Below are 21,520 nucleotides of genomic sequence, written 5' to 3'. Positions count from 1 at the left end.
TTTTTATTAGCTGTTTTTAACGAACTATTTTGAGTAACCATGCGTTCACTGAAAATCATTGGTTTTAACCTTGGCAGTCGGTATGATAAGTCACTGTTTTTTATAACAACTCATATAAGACTGTCCTATGCCAACTTCAAAACCAACCAAACCTTTCGCGCCCGCGCCGTTTAAACCGCCCTTTTGGCTGAGCAACCCGCATTTGCAAAGCATCTTGCCGAAGTTTTTTGCGCCCAAGACGCCAACCTACCGCCGCGTGATTAAGCAAGATTCATTGTGTGAAACTGATATCGCTTATGACTTTTACGATGCCCATCCTGTCCAATATTTAGAAGATTCAGAAAATGGCAAACTTGAGCAAACGCCATTAATCGTGCTATTTCATGGCATGGAAGGCAGCAGCGACAGCCATTATGCGCGCGCTTTGGCGTATCAGATGCATGCGCAAGGCTGGCATTTTGTCGTTGCGCACTTTCGCAGTTGTGGCGGCATTCCTGCTAACGGGCGCGTATTTTATAACGCTGGCGACACGGGCGAGGTGCATCATATGTTAGAGAACTTGCGCGAAAATTACGCGCATATTTACGCAGTGGGCGTGTCACTTGGCGGCAATGCGTTGGCAAAATATATGGGCGAATATGGCGATAACGCGCTATGCGATGGCGCAGTCGTGATTTCTGCGCCGGTCGATATGTCGTCCGCTGCGATTACCATGCATAGCTTTTTGAGCCACCGGATTTATACACCGTATTTGCTCAATCCAATTATTAAAAAAGCACTGGCTAATGATTTAAGCCAAGATGAGATTAACTCTATCAAAGCGGCCAATCGCATCAGTGATTTTGACGATATTTTCACCGCCCCGCGTCATGGCTATCGCTCTAAAAACGACTATTATCACTCATCTTCTGCCTTGCCATATCTAAGGAATGTCACGCGCCCGCTACTACTCATTAGCGCCAAAGACGACCCCTTTATTGGTTTTACCGCCACGCCAAATGATGTCTCGGACAGTGTCACTATTTTAGATACCGAACACGGTGGTCATATCGGTTATTTGCGTTATCGTTCAGACAGTCAGGCAAAAAATGCCCAATCGACTAACGCCCAATCAACTAATGATAATGCTAAAACCAAGCAAGCGGGCAACAATGGTAAAAAAGCAAAAACCTCAAAATTCGATATCAATTGGATACCCGAAACCGTCAGTGCTTATTTTAAGCATATTGGTGTAGCCTCTAAGACTTATAATAACGATTGATAATCTGGCAAACCGCAATTCTATTATTTAAACTTTAACCCTTTGAGACTGTGCTATGTATCCATTTATCCGTTATGCCAGCACCATCGCCCATGCCGCGCTGCAAGTAAAAAAAGGCAATACCTTAACGTTTAAAGATACCAGCGAGATTACCTTTCGCTGTCGTTTGACGGACATTGATAATTTTTTAGAGATGAATAACGGACGCGTACTGACCCTTTATGATTTGGGGCGTACCGATTTTGCGGTACGGAGCGGGCTTGGTAGCCAACTGCTCAAGCAGCGTTGGGGTTTGGTCGTTGCTGGTAGCACCATCCAATATCGCAAACGCATTCGCGCCTTTGATAAAGTAACGATGAAAACTCATATCGTCGGTTTCGATGAGCGCTGGATATATATCGAGCAGTCGATGTGGGTAAAGGGCAAACCTTGCTCATCGGCCCTACTGCGTACCGGCGTCACCGAAGGCGGCAAAGTCATCGAGACCTCGCGTATCTTAGCGGCGTTAGACCAAGCGGATTGGCAGCTACCGCCGAGCGGCTATGTGGCAGAATGGATAGTCAGTGATGCCGACCGCCCGTGGCCGCCGCAAGCTTAAAGCCAATTATTCAACGGTATTGGTAAGTCACAAGCAAATATTCACAACTACGTAACCTTATAGCTACTGTATAGCTACTATTTTCTAACAAGACATTATATAAATACATATAGTAAATGTTAGGATAGTAGTGAGTTCCCTACTCAACTGAATACTTTTTAATTAAAAAACAGTCTAATAAGGAAAATAACATGGTTAATAATACGGATTATGTCGGAACATTATTTGATAATAGTGACTCAAACCCAAGTAAAATCACCTTAGCCTTTACTATGGCAGGTGTCGCGCTTAAAAAAGGTCACTCTGCCTCGGTGATATTGATGGTAGATGCGGTACATTTGGCCTTACCGAACGCTTTAGATGACGTCAATATTGGCGCGCCATTTGAACCTGCGGGCGAATTGCTAGAAGCCTTTATTGAAAAAGGTGGTCAAGTATTGGTCTGCGGCGCGTGTATGAAACACAATGGTGTAGAAGAATCTGCCATTGATAAACACTTTACCGTCATCAGTGGTGATGACGTGGTTGAGCTGCTAATGAATGCGAAAGGCTCTTTGCAGTTGAATTAAGCATTTAAGCTAAGCAAATAGTTTATAAAAATGGGTCGGCTTTCTTAATTATCTTTTGATAACTTAAGAGCTGACTTATTTTTTGGCATTAAATGCTAGATTTCTGACCTTATCCCCATTTTGAACGATAAGTATTAGCAACAGTCTTATAGTCAAACCCACCCTTCCTATTCAGCAACTAAATACACATTATCTCACACGTAATCCCTTCAGCTTTGCTAAAGTAAGTCATGCCAATTTTCTCATAAAATAACAAGGAAGCCGGTCATGACCTTACTAAATACCTTTGATTTAACCTATCCTATAGTGCAAGCACCGATGGCAGGGGCCACCACGCCTGAGCTGGCAGCGACGGTCAGTAACTTTGGTGGTCTGGGTTCATTGGGAAGTGGCACGACGGCGCCAGATGTTTTAAATGACCATATTAATACTCTCAAATCGCTCACCAACCGCCCTTTTATGATTAATCTAATGGTGTTATCCGAGCATGATTCTAATACCTTGGATAGTGAAATTCCTGCTTGGCTAACTAAGTACTATCAAGAAAACAATATCGAAATGGCGTTACCTAAACGTCCTGCGCTAAGCTTTGTAGAACAACTACAAGTGCTGTATGACAATCCAGTTCCTGTCGCTAGCTTCACCTTTGGGATTATCAGCGCCGAGCAAGTGCAGAGTTTAAAAGATTTAGGCACGCGCGTCATCGGTACTGCCAATCATCCATTGGAAGCAAAAGCGTGGGCAGATATTGGCGTCGATGCGGTATGTATACAAGGCGCAGAAGCTGGCGGCCATCGCGGTGGCTGGTTGCCACAAAGCGCAAACGATCCAATGGGATTATTGACGCTGATTAGTCAAACGCGTGCTTGCACTGATATTCCTTTAATTGCAGCAGGTGGGATTATGACGGGGCAAGCTATCAAGGCGATTCAAACAGCAGGTGCTGAGCTGGCGCAAATAGGCACGGCATTTTTGACTACCGATACATGCGGTATCAATGATATTTATAAACAAGCGCTACTCGATGCCAGTCAAGATAAGCGTAGTAGCGAAACACGTTTAACGCGGCTGTTTTCAGGTAAGCAAGCACGCGGGTTGTTAAACGATTATCTGCGTGACTTTAGCCAGTTTGAGAGCGCGCATGAGCTACCGCCCTACCCACAATTAAATGCCATGACCAAAGACCTGCGTGCCCATGCGAAAAACAACCTTGATGCAGAACATCAATCTTTATGGGCAGGACAAGGGGTAGCGTTGGTCAGGCAAGAGAGCACGATTGAATTGCTAGAGCGCTTAGTAAAAGATCTATAGTTTAATTAAGGTAGGCTAAGTTTTTAACCCAGCCTACCTTAATTTAAACCAACTTATTCAATCGAGATTATTACTTATTAAGCTTCTCACGAAACGCTTTATAGTCATCCGCAGTCTTATCAAGTGCTTCGACCATCGGTACATGACCAACTTCTGGCATCATAATCACTTCTGATTGCGGGATGATTTCTTTTATCAGCTTGACCGTTTCAGGCTTGATGATCTGATCTTTCTCGCCCCACACCACTAGCGTCGGAATCTTATATTGTGCGATAACTTTGGCACGCTCTTCGACATTATCGTTGACGATTTGCTCGAGAATTTTGGCGTGCAGTTCTTTATTAGCGATACGTTCTTGGGCAAACACCGCTTTGACCGATTTTGGCAGATATGGCGGCTTATACATGACAAAATCGTACATTTTATAGAAGTCTTCATTACTATTAATCAACAGCGGATTGTTCTCTAACGTTGCGCCTGCAAGTGCTTCGTGAATACCTGCCGACCAAAACCCCGCGCTATCGACGAGCCATAAGCTTTTGACCTCTTTAGGATAAAGCGCGGCGTAAGCAACACTGATAGCGCCGCCCATCGAGTTGCCACCGACATGAATATTGGCTGCTAGGCCTTTAGCTTGTAGCAGCTCATGCAAGCGCGTTGCTTGCGCCTCCGAGCGATAATCGGTGCCCATCGGTTTGCTCGACGCACCAAATCCAAGTAAATCAGGAATGATCAGATGATAGCCTTCTAACTGACGCGCGATACGGGTAAAGTTGTCTTTATTACCGCCGAAACCATGAATCAGTAATAAAGGCTCGCCAGTGACGTTGCCGTTTTCTGCATAGACCATCTTATCGCCAGAGGCTAGCGTTAGCGATTTGATTTCTAAATCAGACTTTGAGCGCTCATATTGAATAATCTTTTGCGTGGTATTGACCGCTAAGGTATTGGGCGCAGTGGTACAACCGACCATAGAAAGACTAAAAAGCGCGGCAAGGCCTAGGCGTTTTAATAGCATTGAGATTTCCTTGTTAGCAGCTGGCAGAATGAATTAAAAATCATAATCCTAGCACAAGCTTATTTTAGACTTAAGCAGTTATAGCAATTATCCTCACCTCTAAACTGTATGACAATCATATAAAAAATGACAGTTAAATAATCATAAAGTTTGCCGAGAGTTTACAGCTCTCATACAGCTCTAGTAAAGAAGGCACAAGCTTTCTGGTTTATGATAAGCATTTTCGTTCAGTCAGCCCTAGATAACGCAAAAGGATCAACATTGAGTAAAACAAATACCTCCACTGGTAAACAGCGCGACCTCACCGAGGGGTCAATTGCCAAAACGATGCTGCTGTTTGCCTTGCCAACACTTGGATCATCAGCCCTCCAGTCGTTAAACGGCTCGATTAATGCCGTCTGGGTGGGCCGATTTTTAGGTGAAGAGGCGTTGGCCGCGACGGCGAACGGCAATATCTTGATGTTTATCCTGATCTCCTTTGTTTTTGGTTTTGGTATGGCCTCTACTATTTTAATTGGTCAGGCCATGGGTAGTCGTGACGATGCCATCGTCAAGAAAACCATGGGGACGGCGCTGGGTAGCATTATTCCGATCAGTATATTGGTGTCGGCAGGAGGGTGGATATTTGCCCCGCTGCTTCTTGATCTGCTTGGTACGCCGCCAAGTGCGCTAGACCTTGCCCTGACCTATCTGCGGATGATTTTCATTGCCATGCCCGTCACCCTGACCTTTACGCTGATAATGATGGCACTGCGCGGGACGGGCGATTCTACAACGCCGCTTTGGTTTATCATTATATCGGTGATTATTGACCTGATTTTGACGCCAGTACTGATTTTGGGTATAGGACCCTTTCCCGAATGGGGCATATTTGGCTCGGCATTCGCAACCGCCGTCGCCAACACGCTAGCGCTGATTGGCATGGTCGTTACTATGTACCTGCGGGGCTCTGTGCTGACACTTAAATTGCCAGAGCTGCGCTTTTTGCGTGCAGACCGAGACATCTTAAAGTCAATGTTTGCAAAGGGTTTGCCAATGGGTCTACAAATGATCGTCATCTCCTCAGCAGCGTTGACGATGCTATCGTTAATCAACCGCGAAGGCGTACAAACGACGGCGGCTTATAGCGCAACCCAGCAGCTTTGGACCTATGTGCAGATGCCCGCAATGGCGCTAAGTGCCGCTGCTAGTGCGATGGTTGCACAGAACATCGGTGCCAATCAATGGCATAGGGTTGCAGGTATCACGCGTTGGGGGCTTATCTTTAACGTGATATTAACGGGCGCTATGATTGGAGTGCTGAGCATTTTTGATGACACTATTTTGGGGCTTTTCCTCGGTAGTGACAGCGAAGCGGTGCCGATTGGGCGACATATCCAATTAATGGCGACATGGGGCTTTGTCTTTTTTGGCATAGCGCAAGTGCTGTTCGGTACCATGCGTGCCAATGGCTATGTGATTTGGCCGCTGATCGTTATGGTGATTTCAATGTATCCGGTGCGTCTTGGCTTTGCTTTCGGGCTTTATCCCCTACTCGGCACCGATGCGCTTTGGCTATCGTTTCCAGCAGGTATGGTAGCGACCGCTGTGATGGGGGCGGGACTATATCTGTACGGCGGCTGGCGCAAAGGCAAACACTTGGCCGCAGAGGAAGCTGCGCAAAGGTCTGAGGAGTTTCGCGCGCATACCGGCACTAGTGCATCGTTTCGTGATATTTTACCGACGACTGTGTGGAAACTGTCCCCTATACGCCGTATCACAAGATTGCATCGTCGGCTACAAAAACGCCTGCAAAAACACCGTATGAGAAGAAAGCATAAACGCTCATCGCGTGGTTTATAGGGGTTTATAGATAGTAAATTCAATGGGTTTAAGCTCAAGTGTTTTAAAATCAATGACTGAGTAAAAAATCCACCGCCGCCGCGGCATGAATAGCGGTGGTATCAAATACGGCTATTGGGCTGTCTGCTTGCTGAATAAGCAGTCCAATTTCGGTACAACCTAAAATGACGCCTTCTGCACCTTTATTGGCTAAGTCTTTAATGACTTGGCTATAATACTGGCGTGAGCTATCAAGAAATTGCCCTTGGCACAGCTCATCATAGATAATCCGATGCACCTCTGCCCGTGCATCATTTTCTGGTACCAAAACTTGCAAACCAGTATCAATAAGGCGCTGCTTATAAAAGTCCTGCGTCATGGTGAACTGCGTACCGAGTAGCGCAATCTTAGTCAAACCTTGTGCTTGAATAGCTTTAGCTGTGGCATCAGCGATATGAATAATCGGCAGATTGGTCGCGGCTTGGACGTCATCGATGACTTTATGCATGGTGTTAGTGGCAATTAATAAGCCTTGCGCGCCAGCAGCTTGCAGACGTTTGCCACTATTGGCTAATATCACGCCCATCTCATCCCACGCGCCTTGTGCTTGCAGCTCGCCAATCGGCGCAAAGTCAACGCTATGAATCAGCAAATCCGCTGAATGCAAACTACCTAACTCTGCCTTAATGCCCTCATTAATCAGCCGATAATAGCTTTCAGTGCTCTCCCAACTCATCCCGCCGATGATACCTAAGGTTCGCTGTTTTTTAGCTGCCATTTCATTGTACCCTTTATTTTTTAATCTTATTTAGCGTAGCAAAACCAAACCTCTTTAGTCTGCTGTTTTTCGAATATTATTCTTTTTAAAAACAGCAGAGTCGTCGTTAAGATATAACGAATCTTATTATTTATAATAACCATTTTACCTCGCCCCCATCACGCGATATCATAGTCGCTGACAAGCACTAGCACTGCTGCATTTCATCCTTTCTCATCGCAACACATCACGTTTACAATACTATTTAAGCGTGGCTCTCATCATGCAGGACAACAGAACGTTATGGCAAAATTCCCGACCGTCAGAATACGCACGCGGCGCAAATACTATCGGCTGATTTTCACCTTTTTAATGGCGCTGATGATGTCGACGATTATCTCGACGGCGTTGCTACTGATTAACGTAGGATTTGTCGAAGGTTTCTTTACTACCCTGTTTCATTCATGGAAGTATGCCTTTATGGTTGCTTGGCCGAGCGCTTATATCTGTGCCTATTTAATCCAAGAGCACCTGCTAAGCCGCATTGAGTTTTATTAACGCCTTTATAAAGGTTAGTAAGTTATAAAAGATGCTAAGTTATAAACTTTAGTACATTATGCCAGTATAAAAACAGCTAAGATAAGCGACAAACTGTTTTTATTCAGAGGCGACTATGAGCCAAGCACGGCGTACTATCGAGCAGTTACTACACCAAGGTCTTCTCCCTCTCGAAAATACCGAGGCGGCAGCAACGCACCTAGAAGTCTATCCAAGCAAACGCACTTGGCTGATATTTTTTGATAAAGCGCTGCTGATTATTGGCACGGTGGCGCTGGTACTATCCCTTGTGTTCTTTATCGCCTATAACTGGCAGAACATCGGCAAGATGGGTAAATTTGCCTTGGTTGAAGGGGCGCTGGCGATTACCATCGCGCTTTACGTAGCACTGTCTTTTAGGAAACTTAGACAACGGTTTCAGCTGATTCGGCAGTTATTATTGCTCATTGCTAGCATTATCACCGGTAGCTTATTGGCGCTATTTGGGCAAGTGTATCAAACGGGCGCTGATACCTGGCAGCTGTTTTTTGGCTGGGCGCTATTGATTACGCCTTGGGTGCTTATCGCTCGCTTCCCTACATTGTGGCTGCTGTGGTTAGGGTTAATCAATGCCTGTTTGCTACTCTATTTGGATGTCGCAAATCTACAACTTATCGACCATCGCCTGCAAAACGTCTCTCAAGTAGCCATCCTTGCGCTATTTAATTTCATTGCCTTTTATAGTTGGCTTATTAGCTGCGACAATAAAAAACCTTACATTGCTAGCAAGTTTTTCAATCGTATTAATCCTAAAAAGTCCACTGCTGATATAACCGCTAATGACCTTAAACATCCTCTAAATAACTCTAAAACAAACAGCTCACAAACCAAATCCAGCTTGCAATGGAGTACTTATGTCGTCGGTTTATTAAGTACGTTTTTTATGACGTATCTGGCGATTGTCACAGTCTTTGATAATGGCGATATCTGGGCAACGCTTATCGCTATCCTAGTATGGTTAGGTTGGTGCGGCTTTATATTTTGGCACTTTTATCAGCGCCGTCTTGATTTACTGATGCTGACTTATTTGTCATTTTCTATCATTACTGTGGTGATGTTTTGGGTCGGTAAATGGCTGTTGGAGGGTTTTGACGCGGGTGGGTTTTTGATATTAGCCTTGGTACTTATTGGCATGAGCTCGTCGGCAGTTATGTGGCTACGTAAAATTGCCCGTATCAAGAACGATGACACTGCTCCTCATACTATAATCAAGGGGAACAGCGATGAACAATGAGATGAATAATAATATCAACCATAACGAACAACATTATGACCTTGTACTATTACAACAGCAGGGACTCATCGACGCGCAAAACGTCAATTATAAGCTTTTGAATAATGCAGCATCTGAAGCGCGCAGCCCATGGTTTATAAGCTTACTTTTTGGTATGAGCGGTATTTTAGCCAGTCTGTTTTTTATAGGGTTTTTAACCTTGTTATTAGATAACACCGGTTTGCTGGATAGTACGCTAGCGGTATTTATTATTGGCGGCATATTAAGCGGCATTGGCGGGTTTCTATTTTATAACGCCCGCTTGCGCCATAGCGCTTTTTGGAATAGTTTAGCCTTTGCGATTACGCTAGCAGGTCAAGGTTATATTGCCTATGCTTTACTGGCGAGTGGAATTACAGAGCCACTCAATATAGTGCTATTGCTCCTTGTACAACTGTTGATGACTGTTGTAATAGCCAATTTTATCTATCGTTTATTGAGCGCAACCTTAGCCTTAAGCTGCCTATTTTACTTATTAAATTATTATCACTTATCCGAAGTAAGCTTAGGATTATTGGCATTAATCACTAGCGTGACTCATTTACAACGCTATAGGCTAGCTGCATTTATCCCACACAAATGGCGAATGAACGCTCTAGAAATCATCAATGCTATTGGCTATGCGAGCGCCTATGTTTTGCTCAATATTTCCGTCTATTTTATTGCTGCTGAATATGGCAATAGCTTTGATAGCCTTGATAGTTACGGTGAAGCCTTTAGCTATAACTACTACCTAGCACAAGGGCTATTAACGCTTGCCAGTCTTTATGCCGCTTATTTCATTTTAAAGCGCTATCACATCAAACTACTATCAGCAGCAGGACTACTCATTAGCGCTGCGATTGTATTACTTGGGATAATGTCTATTTATGTCTCAGGCTTATTGGCCACCAGTTTGATTATCATTATCGCCACTGCCAATAGCCAACGCGTGCTGTTAGGAATGGGCATTATTGCCTTGGTCGGTTATATATTTTGGTATTACTATCAGCTCGATACTTCTTTATTGGTCAAATCCACTTCCATGCTTGTCATCGGTATCGCGCTATTACTGCTGCGCTGGGTGCTTATCAAAGGCTATTTTGCGCATATAAAACCGAATGCTAACGACAATCAGGAGCGGCTGTCATGAATAATAAAATTTTGACCAAGCGCTTGATTAAGGGCACATCGAGTGCGCATTGGCTACAAAAACCGGCAGTCACGATTATTATTGCCCTCCTTGGATTGGCGCTCGTATTGGTGGTGATGACGAGGAATATTATTAAATATGAAGCCCATCTTGCGACTGGCGATACTGTCTTATTAGCGCTTGCACCTGTTGATCCACGCGGCTTTATGCAAGGCGACTATATGACGCTTAGCTATGCGCTAGAGCGTGACGTATTTGCCGCCTTAAATAGAGACCCCGGTAGCTATCCTACTAATGAAGATGGCTATGTCATTGTTGCCTTAGATAACAATAAAGTCGCACAGTTTATGCGCTTAGCGGCTAATCAGCCTAAAAATCTAGCGACTAATGAGATGGCGATTCACTATCGTATCCGTAACGGCGCAATGCAGCTTGCGACCAATGCTTTTTTCTTCCAAGAAGGTCATGGCGAAGCGTTTGAGGCGGCAGAATATGGGCTATTTCGGGTTAATGATAAAGGGGAGCCGCTACTGACCAATTTGGTCGACGACGATTTTGCAGTGATTAGTCCAAAAAATGATTAATCCAAAAAGGGATTAATATAAAGTAGCCTAATATAGTTGATTCAAGTCAAAAAGAATACAGGGCTGTTGGGATAAATTTTGCGAAGCATCGAAAAGTGCGAAGCGCACAGCAAGCAAGAAAAATTTATCCCAGCAGCAGGCTATTTTTAACGTGCCTTTTTTTATATTGAACTAACTATACAGCGCAAACTGCTAATAACTCAAAATCAATGCTGCTGTAAATGCTACCAATTGTCGCGCTAAAACCTTTATAACTGTCAATCGATGACAACCCTGCTTTACCAAAGTGATATTGCGATAAGTAAGCAGGGTTTGTTACTGTTGATGGCTGCAAATTCACTAGCTCGTTAAAAAACATTTGGAAAAGACTTAAAAATTAAAAAAGGATTTATCATGCGTAGTGCAACTTATAACGAATTTGGCAAACCAACTGAAGTATTAAGCCTCGGCGACCGCCCTATCCCAGAGCCCAAGGCTAATGAAGTCCGCGTCAAAACCATTCTCGCCTCCATTCATAACCATGACTTACTCACCATTCGTGGTAAATATGGCTTTAAGCCTGAGATGCCGGCTATCGGCGGTAGCGAAGCGTTAGGTATTATTGACGCCGTTGGTAGCGACGTTAAAGACTTAAAATTGGGACAGCGTGTGGCTGCTGCCAGTGTGCAAGCAACGTGGGCAGAGTATTTTGTCGCCTCAGCCGATATGGTCTTTGCTGTCCCTGATAGTTTAAAAGATGAAATGGCGGCGCAGTTAATTGCCATGCCGCTCAGTGCTTTAATGCTGCTGGAATTCTTAGAAGTAGAAAGCGGTCAATGGGTTATTCATAACGCCGCAAATGGTGCCGTTGGTAAATCACTTGCGATGTTGGCTGCCGCGCGCGGCGTTAATACCATTAATCTGGTACGCAGTAGCGATGCGATTAAAGAGTTAGACACCCTTGATATCAAAAATAACATCAATACCGAAGATGACGATTGGAAAGAGCAAGTCCGACAAATCATCGGCGATGATAGCATCAGCGCAGCGGTCGACTCTGTCGGCGGAGAAGCAAGCGGTGACTTATTAGCGCTGCTCGGTCATGGTGGCACCTTGGCTTCTTTTGGCATCATGTCAGGTCAGCCAATGGTGCTTAATCCGACGCATCTAATCTTTAAACAAGCCATCGTGAAAGGATTTTGGGGCAGTAAAATTAGCCAAGAGATGAGTGTCGAGAATAAACAGCGCTTAATCGATGAGCTTATCGAACGGGCAACCAGTGACAAATTGCACCTGCCTGTCGAAGCCGTATTTGACTTAGCTGATATCACCAAAGCTGTCGATGGCAAATTGCAGTCAGGCAAAAAAGGTAAGGTACTACTAAAACCTTAAACTATCATTAATTTATCATTTAGCTAGCCTTCGTTTTATTCTTCCTTTTATTGAGATAATGGCAGCGTTCTTTCTAATAAGAACGCTGCCATTTTTTATGGCTTATTTTGCGGTTATAACTCTGCACCTTATTCAGCTTGCACCTTTTTATAACATTTTACCGTTCTAAACAGCGGGCAACGTTCATTTACCAAAGTCAGGTTGCGGGTATCAAGCCCTACTTGTTAAGGTTGATGAGTGATTAATCATCATCGTTTCAAAATGAACAATCAACGATATTTATCTAACAATAAAAAAGGATATAAAGATGCGCAGCGCAACCTATAACGAATTTGGCAAACCGTCAGACGTATTAACCATCACTGACAGCCCAATGCCAGAGCCAAAAGATAACGAAGTCCGTATCAAAACCATTCTAGCTTCTATCCATAACCACGACCTCATCACTATCCAAGGTCAATATGGCACCAAGCCAAAACTGCCCGCACTTGCTGGCAGCGAAGCCGTGGGTACTATTGAGGCTATCGGCGCTGGCGTCAAAGGTATGCAAGCGGGTCAGCGTGTGGTGGTCACCGGTGTCGAAGGCACGTGGGCCGAATACTTCACCGCCCCTGCTAGCAGTGTCATCCCTATACCGGACGCCATCGACGATGAAATGGCCGCGCAGCTTATCGCCATGCCGATGAGCGCCTTGATGCTCATTGAGTTTTTAGAACTAGAAAAAGATCAATGGGTCATTCAAAACGCCGCCAATGGCGCAGTTGGCGAATCGCTTGCGATGTTGGCTGCTGAGCGCGGCATCAATACCATCAATGTCGTGCGTAGTAAAGAGTCAGCAAACGAGCTGACTGAGATTGGTATCACTGAAAACAACGTGGTGAGCGATGATGACGACTGGAAAGATCAAGTCCGTCACATTATCGGTGATGCAAAAATAAGCGGCGCAGTCGACTCTGTCGGCGGTCAATCTGGTGGTGATTTACTAAGCTTACTCGGTCATGGTGGTATCATGGCAGCGGTAGGCGGGATGTCTGGTCAGCCACTCGCGCTGAATCCGACTCATCTCATCTTTAAGCAAGCGACACTCAAAGGCTTTTGGGGTGGTGCATTGATGCAAAAGATGGATGCGGATAATAAAAGCCGTTTGATAAAAGAGCTTATCGAGCGCGCTGCCAGCGGTAAATTAAAGCTACCAACAGGCGGCATCTATACGCTGGATAATATTAAAGAAGCGGTATCTGGTAAGGTGCAATCTGGCAAAAAGGGCAAAGTGTTGTTAAAACCTTAATATAGTTCGTTATAAATCCACTCAAATAAAAGAGCAATACAAAAGGATTCAGACAATGTCGAATAACAAAACCTTTAAAGCCTTAATAGTCGAAGAAACCAGCGACGGTACGTTCGATAAAAGCATCCAAACGCGTAACGTCAGTGACTTGCCTGAAAATGATTTATTAATCGAAGTGCATTACTCATCGTTAAACTTCAAAGATGCGATGTCAGCCTCGGGAAATAAAAGAATCACCAAAAACTACCCGCACACTCCTGGTATTGATGCCGCAGGCGTGGTGGTCAGTGATAAGTCTGGCACGTTTTCTGAAGGCCAAGAGGTCGTGGTCTTTGGTTATGATTTGGGCATGGATACCGATGGCGGTCTCAGTCAAATGATATCTATCCCTGCCGATTGGGCGGTCGAATGCCCATCTTCTTTAACGCTAAAAGAAGCGATGATTTACGGTACGGGCGGCTTAACCGCAGCCTTAAGCGTGCAAAAGTTAGAGAAAATGGGCGCAAAACCTGAAGACGGACCAGTCGCGGTCACGGGTGCAACGGGCGGCGTCGGTAGTATCAGCATCGCCATATTAAGTCAGCTTGGCTATGAGGTTATCGCCTTCTCAGGTAAGCCGGAGCAAAGCGATTATCTAAAAGAGCTTGGCGCAAGCGAAGTCCGTCATCGCGATAGCATCAATGAAATCGGTGATAAACCTGTCGGTCGTGAGCTATGGGCAAACGCTATTGATACCATCGGTGGCGATTATCTAGCCAACTTGCTCAAACAAACCAAAGCGGGCGGTGCGGTTACCTCTTGCGGCTTGGCGAGTGGTGCCGAGTTTTCGATGACGGTACTGCCATTTATCACCCGCGCGGTGTCCCTACTCGGTATCGATTCGGTCTATATTCCACTGGCTGATAAAAAGGCTATTTGGCAGCGTGTCGCTACCGATATGAAGTTGCCTAATTTAGAGAATTACTGCGAAGAGATTACGTTAGAGCAGACACCTGAGTATTTAGATCGCTTTATGGCGAGTCAAACGGTTGGGCGTTATGTGGTGAATGTGCGGGGTTAAAGCTTAGGTTTTTAACAGCTAAATTTTATAAGCAGTGGCGGTGTTCTTTACTTTGGAGAGCACCGCTATTTTTTTAAATCTTATAATAGACTTTTATAAACTCCAAAAATTGCGATTTAATGCAAGAACCATAAAAACACTTATCAACTATAGTAAACTCTATTAGCTTAATAAAAAAATAAGGAAGCCATAGTGTTTGAAATAGGAAAAATCTATAACCGTCGTTCTGATATACATAGTAAATATGGAGGACAGGAACGAGGGGGTATTTCTACCCCTGCCAAATTTCCTTATATATTCATCTTTACCGGCAACAACGGTGAACAGTATGGATACACTGATGGTTATAATAAAGAAGGCGTTTTTAACTATACAGGTGAAGGTCAAGAAGGTGACATGAAAATGACCAAAGGGAATTTAGCCATTCGTGACCATCAAAAAAATAGAAAGAGTATATATCTTTTTGAAAAGGTTGAAACCGGCTACAATTTCGTGGGTCTTTGCAATTACATAGATGATCGTATAGAAAAGCTAAATGATAGAAATGGTGAGTTACGTGATGCTATTGTTTTTCGCTTAGACGTTAAGAATATTGAAGAAATAACAAGTAGTATAAATTCAGTTGAAACCCCTAAAGCCGTTTATATCACTAAGCCTAGTAAAGGTAAGTCATTACAGCAATTACGAGAAATTGCCTTAAGTTCAACACCAACCCACGCAAGCACTCAAGAAAAAATTCAATCTATTCAAAACCGTAGTACAGCAATTAAGCTGTATGCCAAAAAAAGAGCTAATGGTATATGCGAGGGATGTAATGAGATAGCTCCATTTGAAACTAAATCTGGACCTTATCTGGAAGTCCATCATCTAACTAGGTTGGCAGATGGTGGTGCGGACTTACCTCAAAACGTCATCGCATTGTGCCCTACCTGTCATCGAAAAGCGCACTACTCTTTGGATTGTTTAGAATTTAATAATCAGTTAATAAACAAAGTTGCTACTATCGAAGTAGCTCTGAGCAAGTAATATAATTAAGAGTGAACCAAAAAAAAACACCCAATCAAGTTGAGTGTTTTTTTTGTTTCAGCTAAAGATTAAGTAGAGATTATTCCCACTCAATCGTCGCAGGTGGCTTGCTCGACACATCATAAGTCACACGTGAAACTTCAGCGATTTCATTCATGATACGATTCGATACCGTCTCAATCAAATCATACGGCAGATGGGCAAAGCGCGCGGTCATAAAGTCTACAGTCTCAACCGCACGTAGCGCAATCACCCACGCATAGCGGCGGCCATCACCAACCACGCCGACTGATTTGATTGGTTGGAATACCGCAAATGCTTGCGCAGTCTTATCGTACCAGCCTGATTTTTCTAACTCTGCCATAAAGATTGCATCGGCTTGACGTAAGATATCAGCATATTCCTTTTTCACTTCACCCAAGATACGCACGCCCAAACCTGGACCTGGGAACGGATGACGATAAATCATTTTTGCTGGTAATCCAAGTGTGATACCAAGTTTACGCACTTCATCTTTAAACAAATCGCGTAATGGCTCGACCAACTCAAACGCCAAGTCATCTGGCAAACCGCCGACGTTATGATGGCTCTTAATCACGTGGGCTTTGCCTTGATGCGACTTCGCTGATTCGATAACGTCTGGGTAAATCGTACCCTGTGCTAAGAACTCAACAACTTTACCATCGCTCTGCTCGCTCACTTGACGCGCACTATCAGCGAACACGTCGATGAAGGTTTTACCAATGATTTTGCGTTTTTTCTCTGGATCAGACTCGCCTGCTAGCGCATCTAAGAACAAATCTTCGGCATCAACACGGATGACTTTTACGCCCATGTTTTCTGCAAAAACTTGCATGACCTGATCGCCTTCATGCAGACGTAGCAGACCATTATCCACAAACACACAAGTCAGCTGATCGCCAATGGCTTTGTGCAATAGTGCTGCAACGACTGAGCTGTCCACGCCGCCCGATAGTCCGAGCAATACTTGCTTGTCACCGATTTGCTCTTTTAACTGTGCCACGCGCATATCGACGATATTGTCTGGCGTCCAATCACCCGCACAGTCGCAAATCTGATGTACGAAACGACCCAATAACGCTTGACCTTGTAGAGTGTGCGTCACTTCAGGATGGAACTGTAGACCATAGTACTGTTTGGCATCATCGGCCATAATCGCAATCGGACAGCTTGGCGTACTGGCGATAATATCGAAACCTTGTGGCGCTTCGATGACCTTATCGCCATGACTCATCCACACATCTAGCTTAGCGGTGTTGCTGTCCGTCACGCTATCTTCAATACCATCAGTGAGCTGCGACTGACCATTAACTTCAATCGTCGCGGCGCCAAACTCATGGATATCACTGGCATGAACCTGCCCACCGAAACGATCTGCCATCGCCTGCATACCGTAGCAAATGCCCAGTACTGGTACACCAAGCTCAAATACCGCATCGTTGATACGCGGGCTATTCTCAGCATGCACGCTCTCAGGACCACCCGATAGGATGACACCTTTGGCACCAAAATCATGGATACGCTGAGTGTCGATGTCATAAGGGAACATCTCACAGAAAACGCCAGAATCGCGCACACGGCGAGCGATTAACTGGCTGTACTGCGAGCCAAAATCGAGAATGAGGATACGGTCTTGCTTGATAGTAGGTAATGCAGGAGTGGCAGCGGCAGTGGTCATAAATCGATGTCCATCAAGAAAAATTAGTGCCCTATTTTAACAAGTTTGCGCCCATTAATGGCTATTAGATGGTTAATTATTCACGTTTTTTGCGAGTTATTGAGGGTTATGAATATTTATTGATAGCGAATACTGATATTAAGGATTATTTGAATGTTATAAAGACAAGAGTCAAAAGAGAAAGGTAGCAATTTTAAGAGTTAATAAAGGACATAACGAGAGTTTGTTAATTCATCAGAATGCAACAATCATGCTTACCGTATGAATTTTTATTATACAAATGACGAGTTTGTATAAATTTTTCGTTTATATTGTGCTATGCTCAGAGAATAAGCAATTTGGCTTTAACACGATAGATTTAGCAGGGTTGGTTCAAGCTAATTATCAGTCGTTCAGCTATCGTTAAATTGCTCCTGATTATGAAAACCAGACCTAAATCTCACCCTAAATAAAAGTGATAGTCGGTTCAAGATAATTTGGATACAGGGAAGACGAGTGAAATGACTACAGGATAGTAGACTGCGCGCGCCTGACCCATGTCCGATTTATATAAAGTTTGACTATATAATAAATTGACAGGTATGTCCCTATGAGCAAAATAAAATCCCTTATTGGTAAAAAACCCACCCCTACCGCAGCGACTATTAATGACGCTGACAGCCTCGTTTTAGATACCCCTGCAAAAGATAACATCCTTACTGATGTATCCAATAGCATGTCCGGCAATACCCCTATTGAGCAGACACGCTGGAACGGCTGGGGCAATGTCAGTATCAATAAGAAAGTCTCGTCACATGGCGCAAAGCTGATCAAATCACATATCGGCAAAACCAAAAAACTCTCCTCTGTCAGCTTACAGCATGTGCTAAAAACTGTGCCAAAATCGCGCCTGCCTGCTGCGATGACTAAGCTTGCAACCGTATCTATCGATAAAGAAGTGAGACTCAGACACGCACGCGGTCAAAGCTTCCCAGATTGGATAGCCATGCACAGCGGCGACTTTGAAGTGTTCCCTGACGGTGTTGCTTTTCCCGAATCGACCGCTGATGTCGAGACTTTATTGAAACTGACTCACGATCACGACCTTATCGTCATTCCTTTTGGCGGCGGCACCTCAGTCGTTGGACATATCAATCCACAAAAGGGCTCACGCCCAGTACTCACCATTGCCATGAGTAAGATGGATCAGCTTATCGATTTAGATACCGAGAGCCAAATTGCAACCTTTGGCGCGGGTACACAAGGGCCAGCGGTTGAAGCACAGTTGGACGCACAGGGTTACCGCTTAGGGCATTATCCGCAGTCTTGGGAGCTATCAACGCTTGGCGGTTGGATTGCCGCGCGCTCTAGTGGTCAGCAGTCATTGGGCTACGGGCGTATCGAGCAGATGTTTGCGGGCGGTACGTTGGTCACCCCGCAGGGTGTACTTAATATCGCTGATATTCCGGCGTCATCAGCAGGGCCTGATTTGCGCGAGATGTTGATGGGTACCGAAGGTCGTGCTGGTATTTTTACCGAAGTCAAAATGCGCGTACAGCCGCAGCCTGAGGAAGAACTGTTTAAAGTGGCTTTCCTACCCAATTGGGAAGCTGGTAAAGAAGTACTTAGACAAGCCGTGCAAAAAAATGTTCGCTTGTCCATGCTACGTTTAAGTAATGCTGTCGAAACTGATGCGCATCTACATTTAGGCACGTCACCGAGCCAGTTTTTAGCCATTAGCACTTATCTAAAAGCGCGCGGGCTGAGCTCAGATAAGGTTATGCTCACTTACGGCGTATCAGGCGATAAGGCGCAGAATAAATTGGCGCTAACGCAGTTTAATAAGCTGTTGAAGCAGCACGGTAGTGTCACTGGTAAAATCACCGATATTATGGGTAGCGTGTGGGCGCATGGACGCTTTAAATTCCCTTACTTGCGTGGCACCTTATGGGACAAAGGCATCATGGTCGATACCTTTGAGACGGCAACAAACTGGAACAACATCGACGAGCAGATGCAGCAGATGCAAGAAGCGGTGAGAAACGCCTTGTCAGATGAAGGCGAAAACGTTATGGCCTTTACCCATATCTCACACGTCTATAAGCAAGGCGCTAGTCTTTATACCACCTACTTCTTTCGCGCAGCTAAAGACCACGTCACAACCTTAAAACGCTGGCAAAAAATCAAACAGGCAGCCAGTTTAAGTTTGGCCAATGGTACAGCCACGATATCGCATCAGCATGGCGTTGGCCGTGATCATGCGCCTTATCTAGCTGCTGAAAAAGGGAAGCTCGGCATTCAAGTGACTCATGATATGCTCAAAAGCCTAGACCCTGAACAGCGTATGAATCCGGGCGTTTTAATCGAAGATTAAAAGATTGAGGATTAAAAGGTGGCCTTAGCCCCATTAATTAACTTACGCATTTTATGTCATTGATTCTTTTAAATGTCATGTGAGATAGACCGTTTATGAACCCTACTAAGCCCCATCAGCAACGCCAGCAACGTCAGCAAGCACTAGCGCCTTTATCTCATCGCTCGTCTCAAGTGAAACCTTGGGATATGCTGATTATTGGTGGCGGTATCACAGGTGCTGGGATTGCTCGCGAAGCGGCACGGCGCGGTTTAGCAGTATTATTAATTGAGCAAAAAGATTTTGCTTGGGGCACGTCCAGCCGCTCTAGTAAAATGGTACATGGCGGGCTACGCTACATTGCCTCGGGTGATTACAAAACCACCTTGCTTAGCGTGCGTGAGCGTGAACGTATGCTCAGTGAAGCGAGTGGCCTTGTGAATGAGATGCACTATGTTATGCCGCATTATAAAGGCAAGTTTCCACCGCCATGGATATTCAATACCTTGCTACGAGTTTACGATAGGCTTGCGGGTAAGCGTTATTTTACCTACTTTAAAAGAGAGGCTTTTTTAAGCCTAAATCCGCATATCAAGCAAGATAAGTTTTTGGGAGCCAGTCAATTTAGCGATGCGGTGACCGACGACTCGCGGCTGGTGATGCGCGTACTTGATGAGGCAATGAACGACGGCGCGCAGGCGATTAACTACCTAAAAGCAGAATCGTTGATTACCAATGAACAAGGCTTGGTGGTAGGCGCAACACTCAAAGATACCTCTTCTGAAGACAATGCTCATAGTAATGCTCAAAGTTACGATGTTTACGCCAAAGTGGTGGTCAGTGCCACGGGCGCTTGGGCTGACACCTTACGTATGCAAGCCAGCAAGCGAACCGAACAAAACTTTCATAAACAAATCCGTCCGTCACGCGGTAGCCACTTGGTCGTAAGCAAAGAGCGTTTGCCAATTAAGCAAGCCTATACCTTTTTGCATCCTGTCGATAAAAGAGCGGTCTTTGTCTTTCCTTGGGAAAACCGTACTGTCCTTGGCACTACTGATTTGGATCATCCACCCTTGGGCGATAGTGAAGTTGGTATTACTAATGACGAGGTCGACTACCTATTAGCTGCGACTAACGATCTTTTTAGTGATGCCGACCTTAATCGAGAAGATGTCATCAGTACGTGGGCAGGCGTGCGTCCGCTGATATCTGACGGCGGTGACGGTAAGCGCGTGAGCCCTAGTAAAGAAAAGCGCGACCACAGCGTGTGGCTCGATAGTAATCTGGTGACCGTCAGCGGCGGCAAGCTAACAACCTTTCGCCTTATTGCTTTAGATGTCCTTGAAAAGTGTCAAGAAGTGCTCGCGCTCGATAAATCTGTCATTCAAAATCAAACCATAAATGGCGATCACGTCTTTAGCGATACCACACCAACCAATCCTAAATTTTCTACTTTACCAAAAGCTCTACAACAACGCTTACAAGGGTTTTATGGTCGCCAGCTTGATACTCTCCTAGAGCTAGCGCATGACGAAGAGCTGGCTTATGTCACCGACAGCAACACCATTTGGGCAGAGATTCGTTTTGCCGCGCGCCATGAGCAGGTTATTCATTTAGATGATTTATTACTGCGACGGACACGCTTGGGTTTAATCCTGCCGTATGGCGCAATGACGCCGCTTATCAGCACAAGACTAAAGCAAATATGTCAGCAAGAGCTCGGCTGGAATGAGCAAAAATGGCAACAAGAAGTTGCTCGCTATCGGGACTTGTGGCAGCGCTACTACCATTTGCCTGCAGCTTAATTTATATGACTACATAGT

General features: G+C 44.9%; 18 protein-coding genes. 15 read left to right on the top strand and 3 right to left on the bottom strand.

Going from position 1 to position 21,520, the window contains the following annotated elements:
- The first annotated feature begins 127 nt into the window (after nt 1-127).
- From B3Q63_RS11015 to B3Q63_RS11000, 4 genes are all read left to right on the top strand, one after another.
- The gene (locus tag B3Q63_RS11015) at nt 128-1,261 is read left to right on the top strand and encodes a YheT family hydrolase (protein ID WP_296176632.1); all 1,134 of its coding nucleotides are present in this window, start codon (nt 128-130) and stop codon (nt 1,259-1,261) included.
- Nucleotides 1,262-1,316: 55 nt separating this feature from the next.
- Nucleotides 1,317-1,859: an acyl-CoA thioesterase gene (locus B3Q63_RS11010; protein WP_201564213.1), complete on the top strand. Its 543-nt coding sequence runs from the start codon at nt 1,317-1,319 to the stop codon at nt 1,857-1,859.
- Between the two features lie 191 nt (nt 1,860-2,050).
- A complete protein-coding gene (locus B3Q63_RS11005; RefSeq protein ID WP_296176625.1) occupies nt 2,051-2,428 on the top strand; it encodes a DsrE family protein in 378 nt (125 codons plus the stop codon).
- 267 nt (nt 2,429-2,695) lie between these two features.
- Nucleotides 2,696-3,739, top strand: a complete 1,044-nt coding sequence (locus B3Q63_RS11000; RefSeq protein WP_296176621.1) for an NAD(P)H-dependent flavin oxidoreductase — start codon at nt 2,696-2,698, stop codon at nt 3,737-3,739.
- 70 nt (nt 3,740-3,809) lie between these two features.
- On the opposite strand, the gene B3Q63_RS10995 is transcribed toward B3Q63_RS11000, so the two are convergent.
- Nucleotides 3,810-4,757, bottom strand: a complete 948-nt coding sequence (locus B3Q63_RS10995; protein WP_296176618.1) for an alpha/beta fold hydrolase — start codon at nt 4,755-4,757, stop codon at nt 3,810-3,812.
- A gap of 261 nt (nt 4,758-5,018) precedes the next feature.
- Here B3Q63_RS10995 and B3Q63_RS10990 point away from each other — a divergent pair, with 261 nt between their 5' ends.
- Entirely contained in the window at nt 5,019-6,599 is a 1,581-nt protein-coding gene (locus tag B3Q63_RS10990; protein WP_296176616.1) for an MATE family efflux transporter, read from the top strand.
- Nucleotides 6,600-6,648: 49 nt separating this feature from the next.
- On the opposite strand, the gene B3Q63_RS10985 is transcribed toward B3Q63_RS10990, so the two are convergent.
- Nucleotides 6,649-7,356 carry an aspartate/glutamate racemase family protein gene (locus B3Q63_RS10985; RefSeq protein WP_296176613.1) on the bottom strand — a complete coding sequence of 236 codons (708 nt, stop codon included), beginning with the start codon at nt 7,354-7,356 and terminating at the stop codon, nt 6,649-6,651.
- Nucleotides 7,357-7,638: 282 nt separating this feature from the next.
- On the opposite strand from B3Q63_RS10985, the gene B3Q63_RS10980 reads away from it, so the two are divergent.
- From B3Q63_RS10980 to B3Q63_RS10945, 8 genes are all read left to right on the top strand, one after another.
- Nucleotides 7,639-7,893: a DUF2798 domain-containing protein gene (locus tag B3Q63_RS10980; RefSeq protein ID WP_149490298.1), complete on the top strand. Its 255-nt coding sequence runs from the start codon at nt 7,639-7,641 to the stop codon at nt 7,891-7,893.
- 115 nt (nt 7,894-8,008) lie between these two features.
- On the top strand, nt 8,009-9,166 hold the full coding sequence (locus B3Q63_RS10975) for a DUF2157 domain-containing protein (RefSeq protein WP_296176609.1): 1,158 nt from the start codon (nt 8,009-8,011) through the stop codon (nt 9,164-9,166).
- Nucleotides 9,156-10,337 (top strand): DUF4401 domain-containing protein, encoded by a 1,182-nt coding sequence (locus tag B3Q63_RS10970; protein WP_296176606.1) that lies wholly within the window; start codon nt 9,156-9,158, stop codon nt 10,335-10,337. Before B3Q63_RS10975 ends, B3Q63_RS10970 begins: the two co-directional genes overlap by 11 nt.
- Nucleotides 10,334-10,921, top strand: coding sequence for a GDYXXLXY domain-containing protein (locus B3Q63_RS10965; RefSeq protein WP_296176604.1), 588 nt, complete (start codon nt 10,334-10,336; stop codon nt 10,919-10,921). Before B3Q63_RS10970 ends, B3Q63_RS10965 begins: the two co-directional genes overlap by 4 nt.
- 393 nt (nt 10,922-11,314) lie before the next feature.
- Nucleotides 11,315-12,292, top strand: coding sequence for a zinc-binding dehydrogenase (locus B3Q63_RS10960; protein ID WP_296176602.1), 978 nt, complete (start codon nt 11,315-11,317; stop codon nt 12,290-12,292).
- A gap of 307 nt (nt 12,293-12,599) precedes the next feature.
- On the top strand, nt 12,600-13,580 hold the full coding sequence (locus B3Q63_RS10955; RefSeq protein ID WP_296176598.1) for a zinc-binding dehydrogenase: 981 nt from the start codon (nt 12,600-12,602) through the stop codon (nt 13,578-13,580).
- Nucleotides 13,581-13,635: 55 nt separating this feature from the next.
- Nucleotides 13,636-14,640: a YhdH/YhfP family quinone oxidoreductase gene (locus B3Q63_RS10950; protein ID WP_296176596.1), complete on the top strand. Its 1,005-nt coding sequence runs from the start codon at nt 13,636-13,638 to the stop codon at nt 14,638-14,640.
- A 192-nt stretch (nt 14,641-14,832) separates the two neighbouring features.
- Entirely contained in the window at nt 14,833-15,666 is an 834-nt protein-coding gene (locus B3Q63_RS10945; protein ID WP_296176594.1) for an HNH endonuclease, read from the top strand.
- 79 nt (nt 15,667-15,745) lie between these two features.
- On the opposite strand, the gene guaA is transcribed toward B3Q63_RS10945, so the two are convergent.
- The gene (gene guaA / locus B3Q63_RS10940) at nt 15,746-17,365 is read right to left on the bottom strand and encodes a glutamine-hydrolyzing GMP synthase (RefSeq protein ID WP_296176592.1); all 1,620 of its coding nucleotides are present in this window, start codon (nt 17,363-17,365) and stop codon (nt 15,746-15,748) included.
- A gap of 589 nt (nt 17,366-17,954) precedes the next feature.
- On the opposite strand from guaA, the gene B3Q63_RS10935 reads away from it, so the two are divergent.
- Entirely contained in the window at nt 17,955-19,718 is a 1,764-nt protein-coding gene (locus B3Q63_RS10935) for an FAD-binding oxidoreductase (protein ID WP_296176590.1), read from the top strand.
- Between the two features lie 95 nt (nt 19,719-19,813).
- Entirely contained in the window at nt 19,814-21,502 is a 1,689-nt protein-coding gene (locus B3Q63_RS10930) for a glycerol-3-phosphate dehydrogenase/oxidase (RefSeq protein ID WP_296176588.1), read from the top strand.
- Nucleotides 21,503-21,520 lie beyond the last annotated feature (18 nt).

Origin of the sequence: Psychrobacter sp. UBA2769 (assembly GCF_002352555.1) — a bacterium.
GTDB classification, from domain to species: Bacteria; Pseudomonadota; Gammaproteobacteria; order Pseudomonadales; family Moraxellaceae; genus Psychrobacter; species Psychrobacter maritimus.
This window is presented reverse-complemented; position numbering and strand designations above follow the sequence as displayed.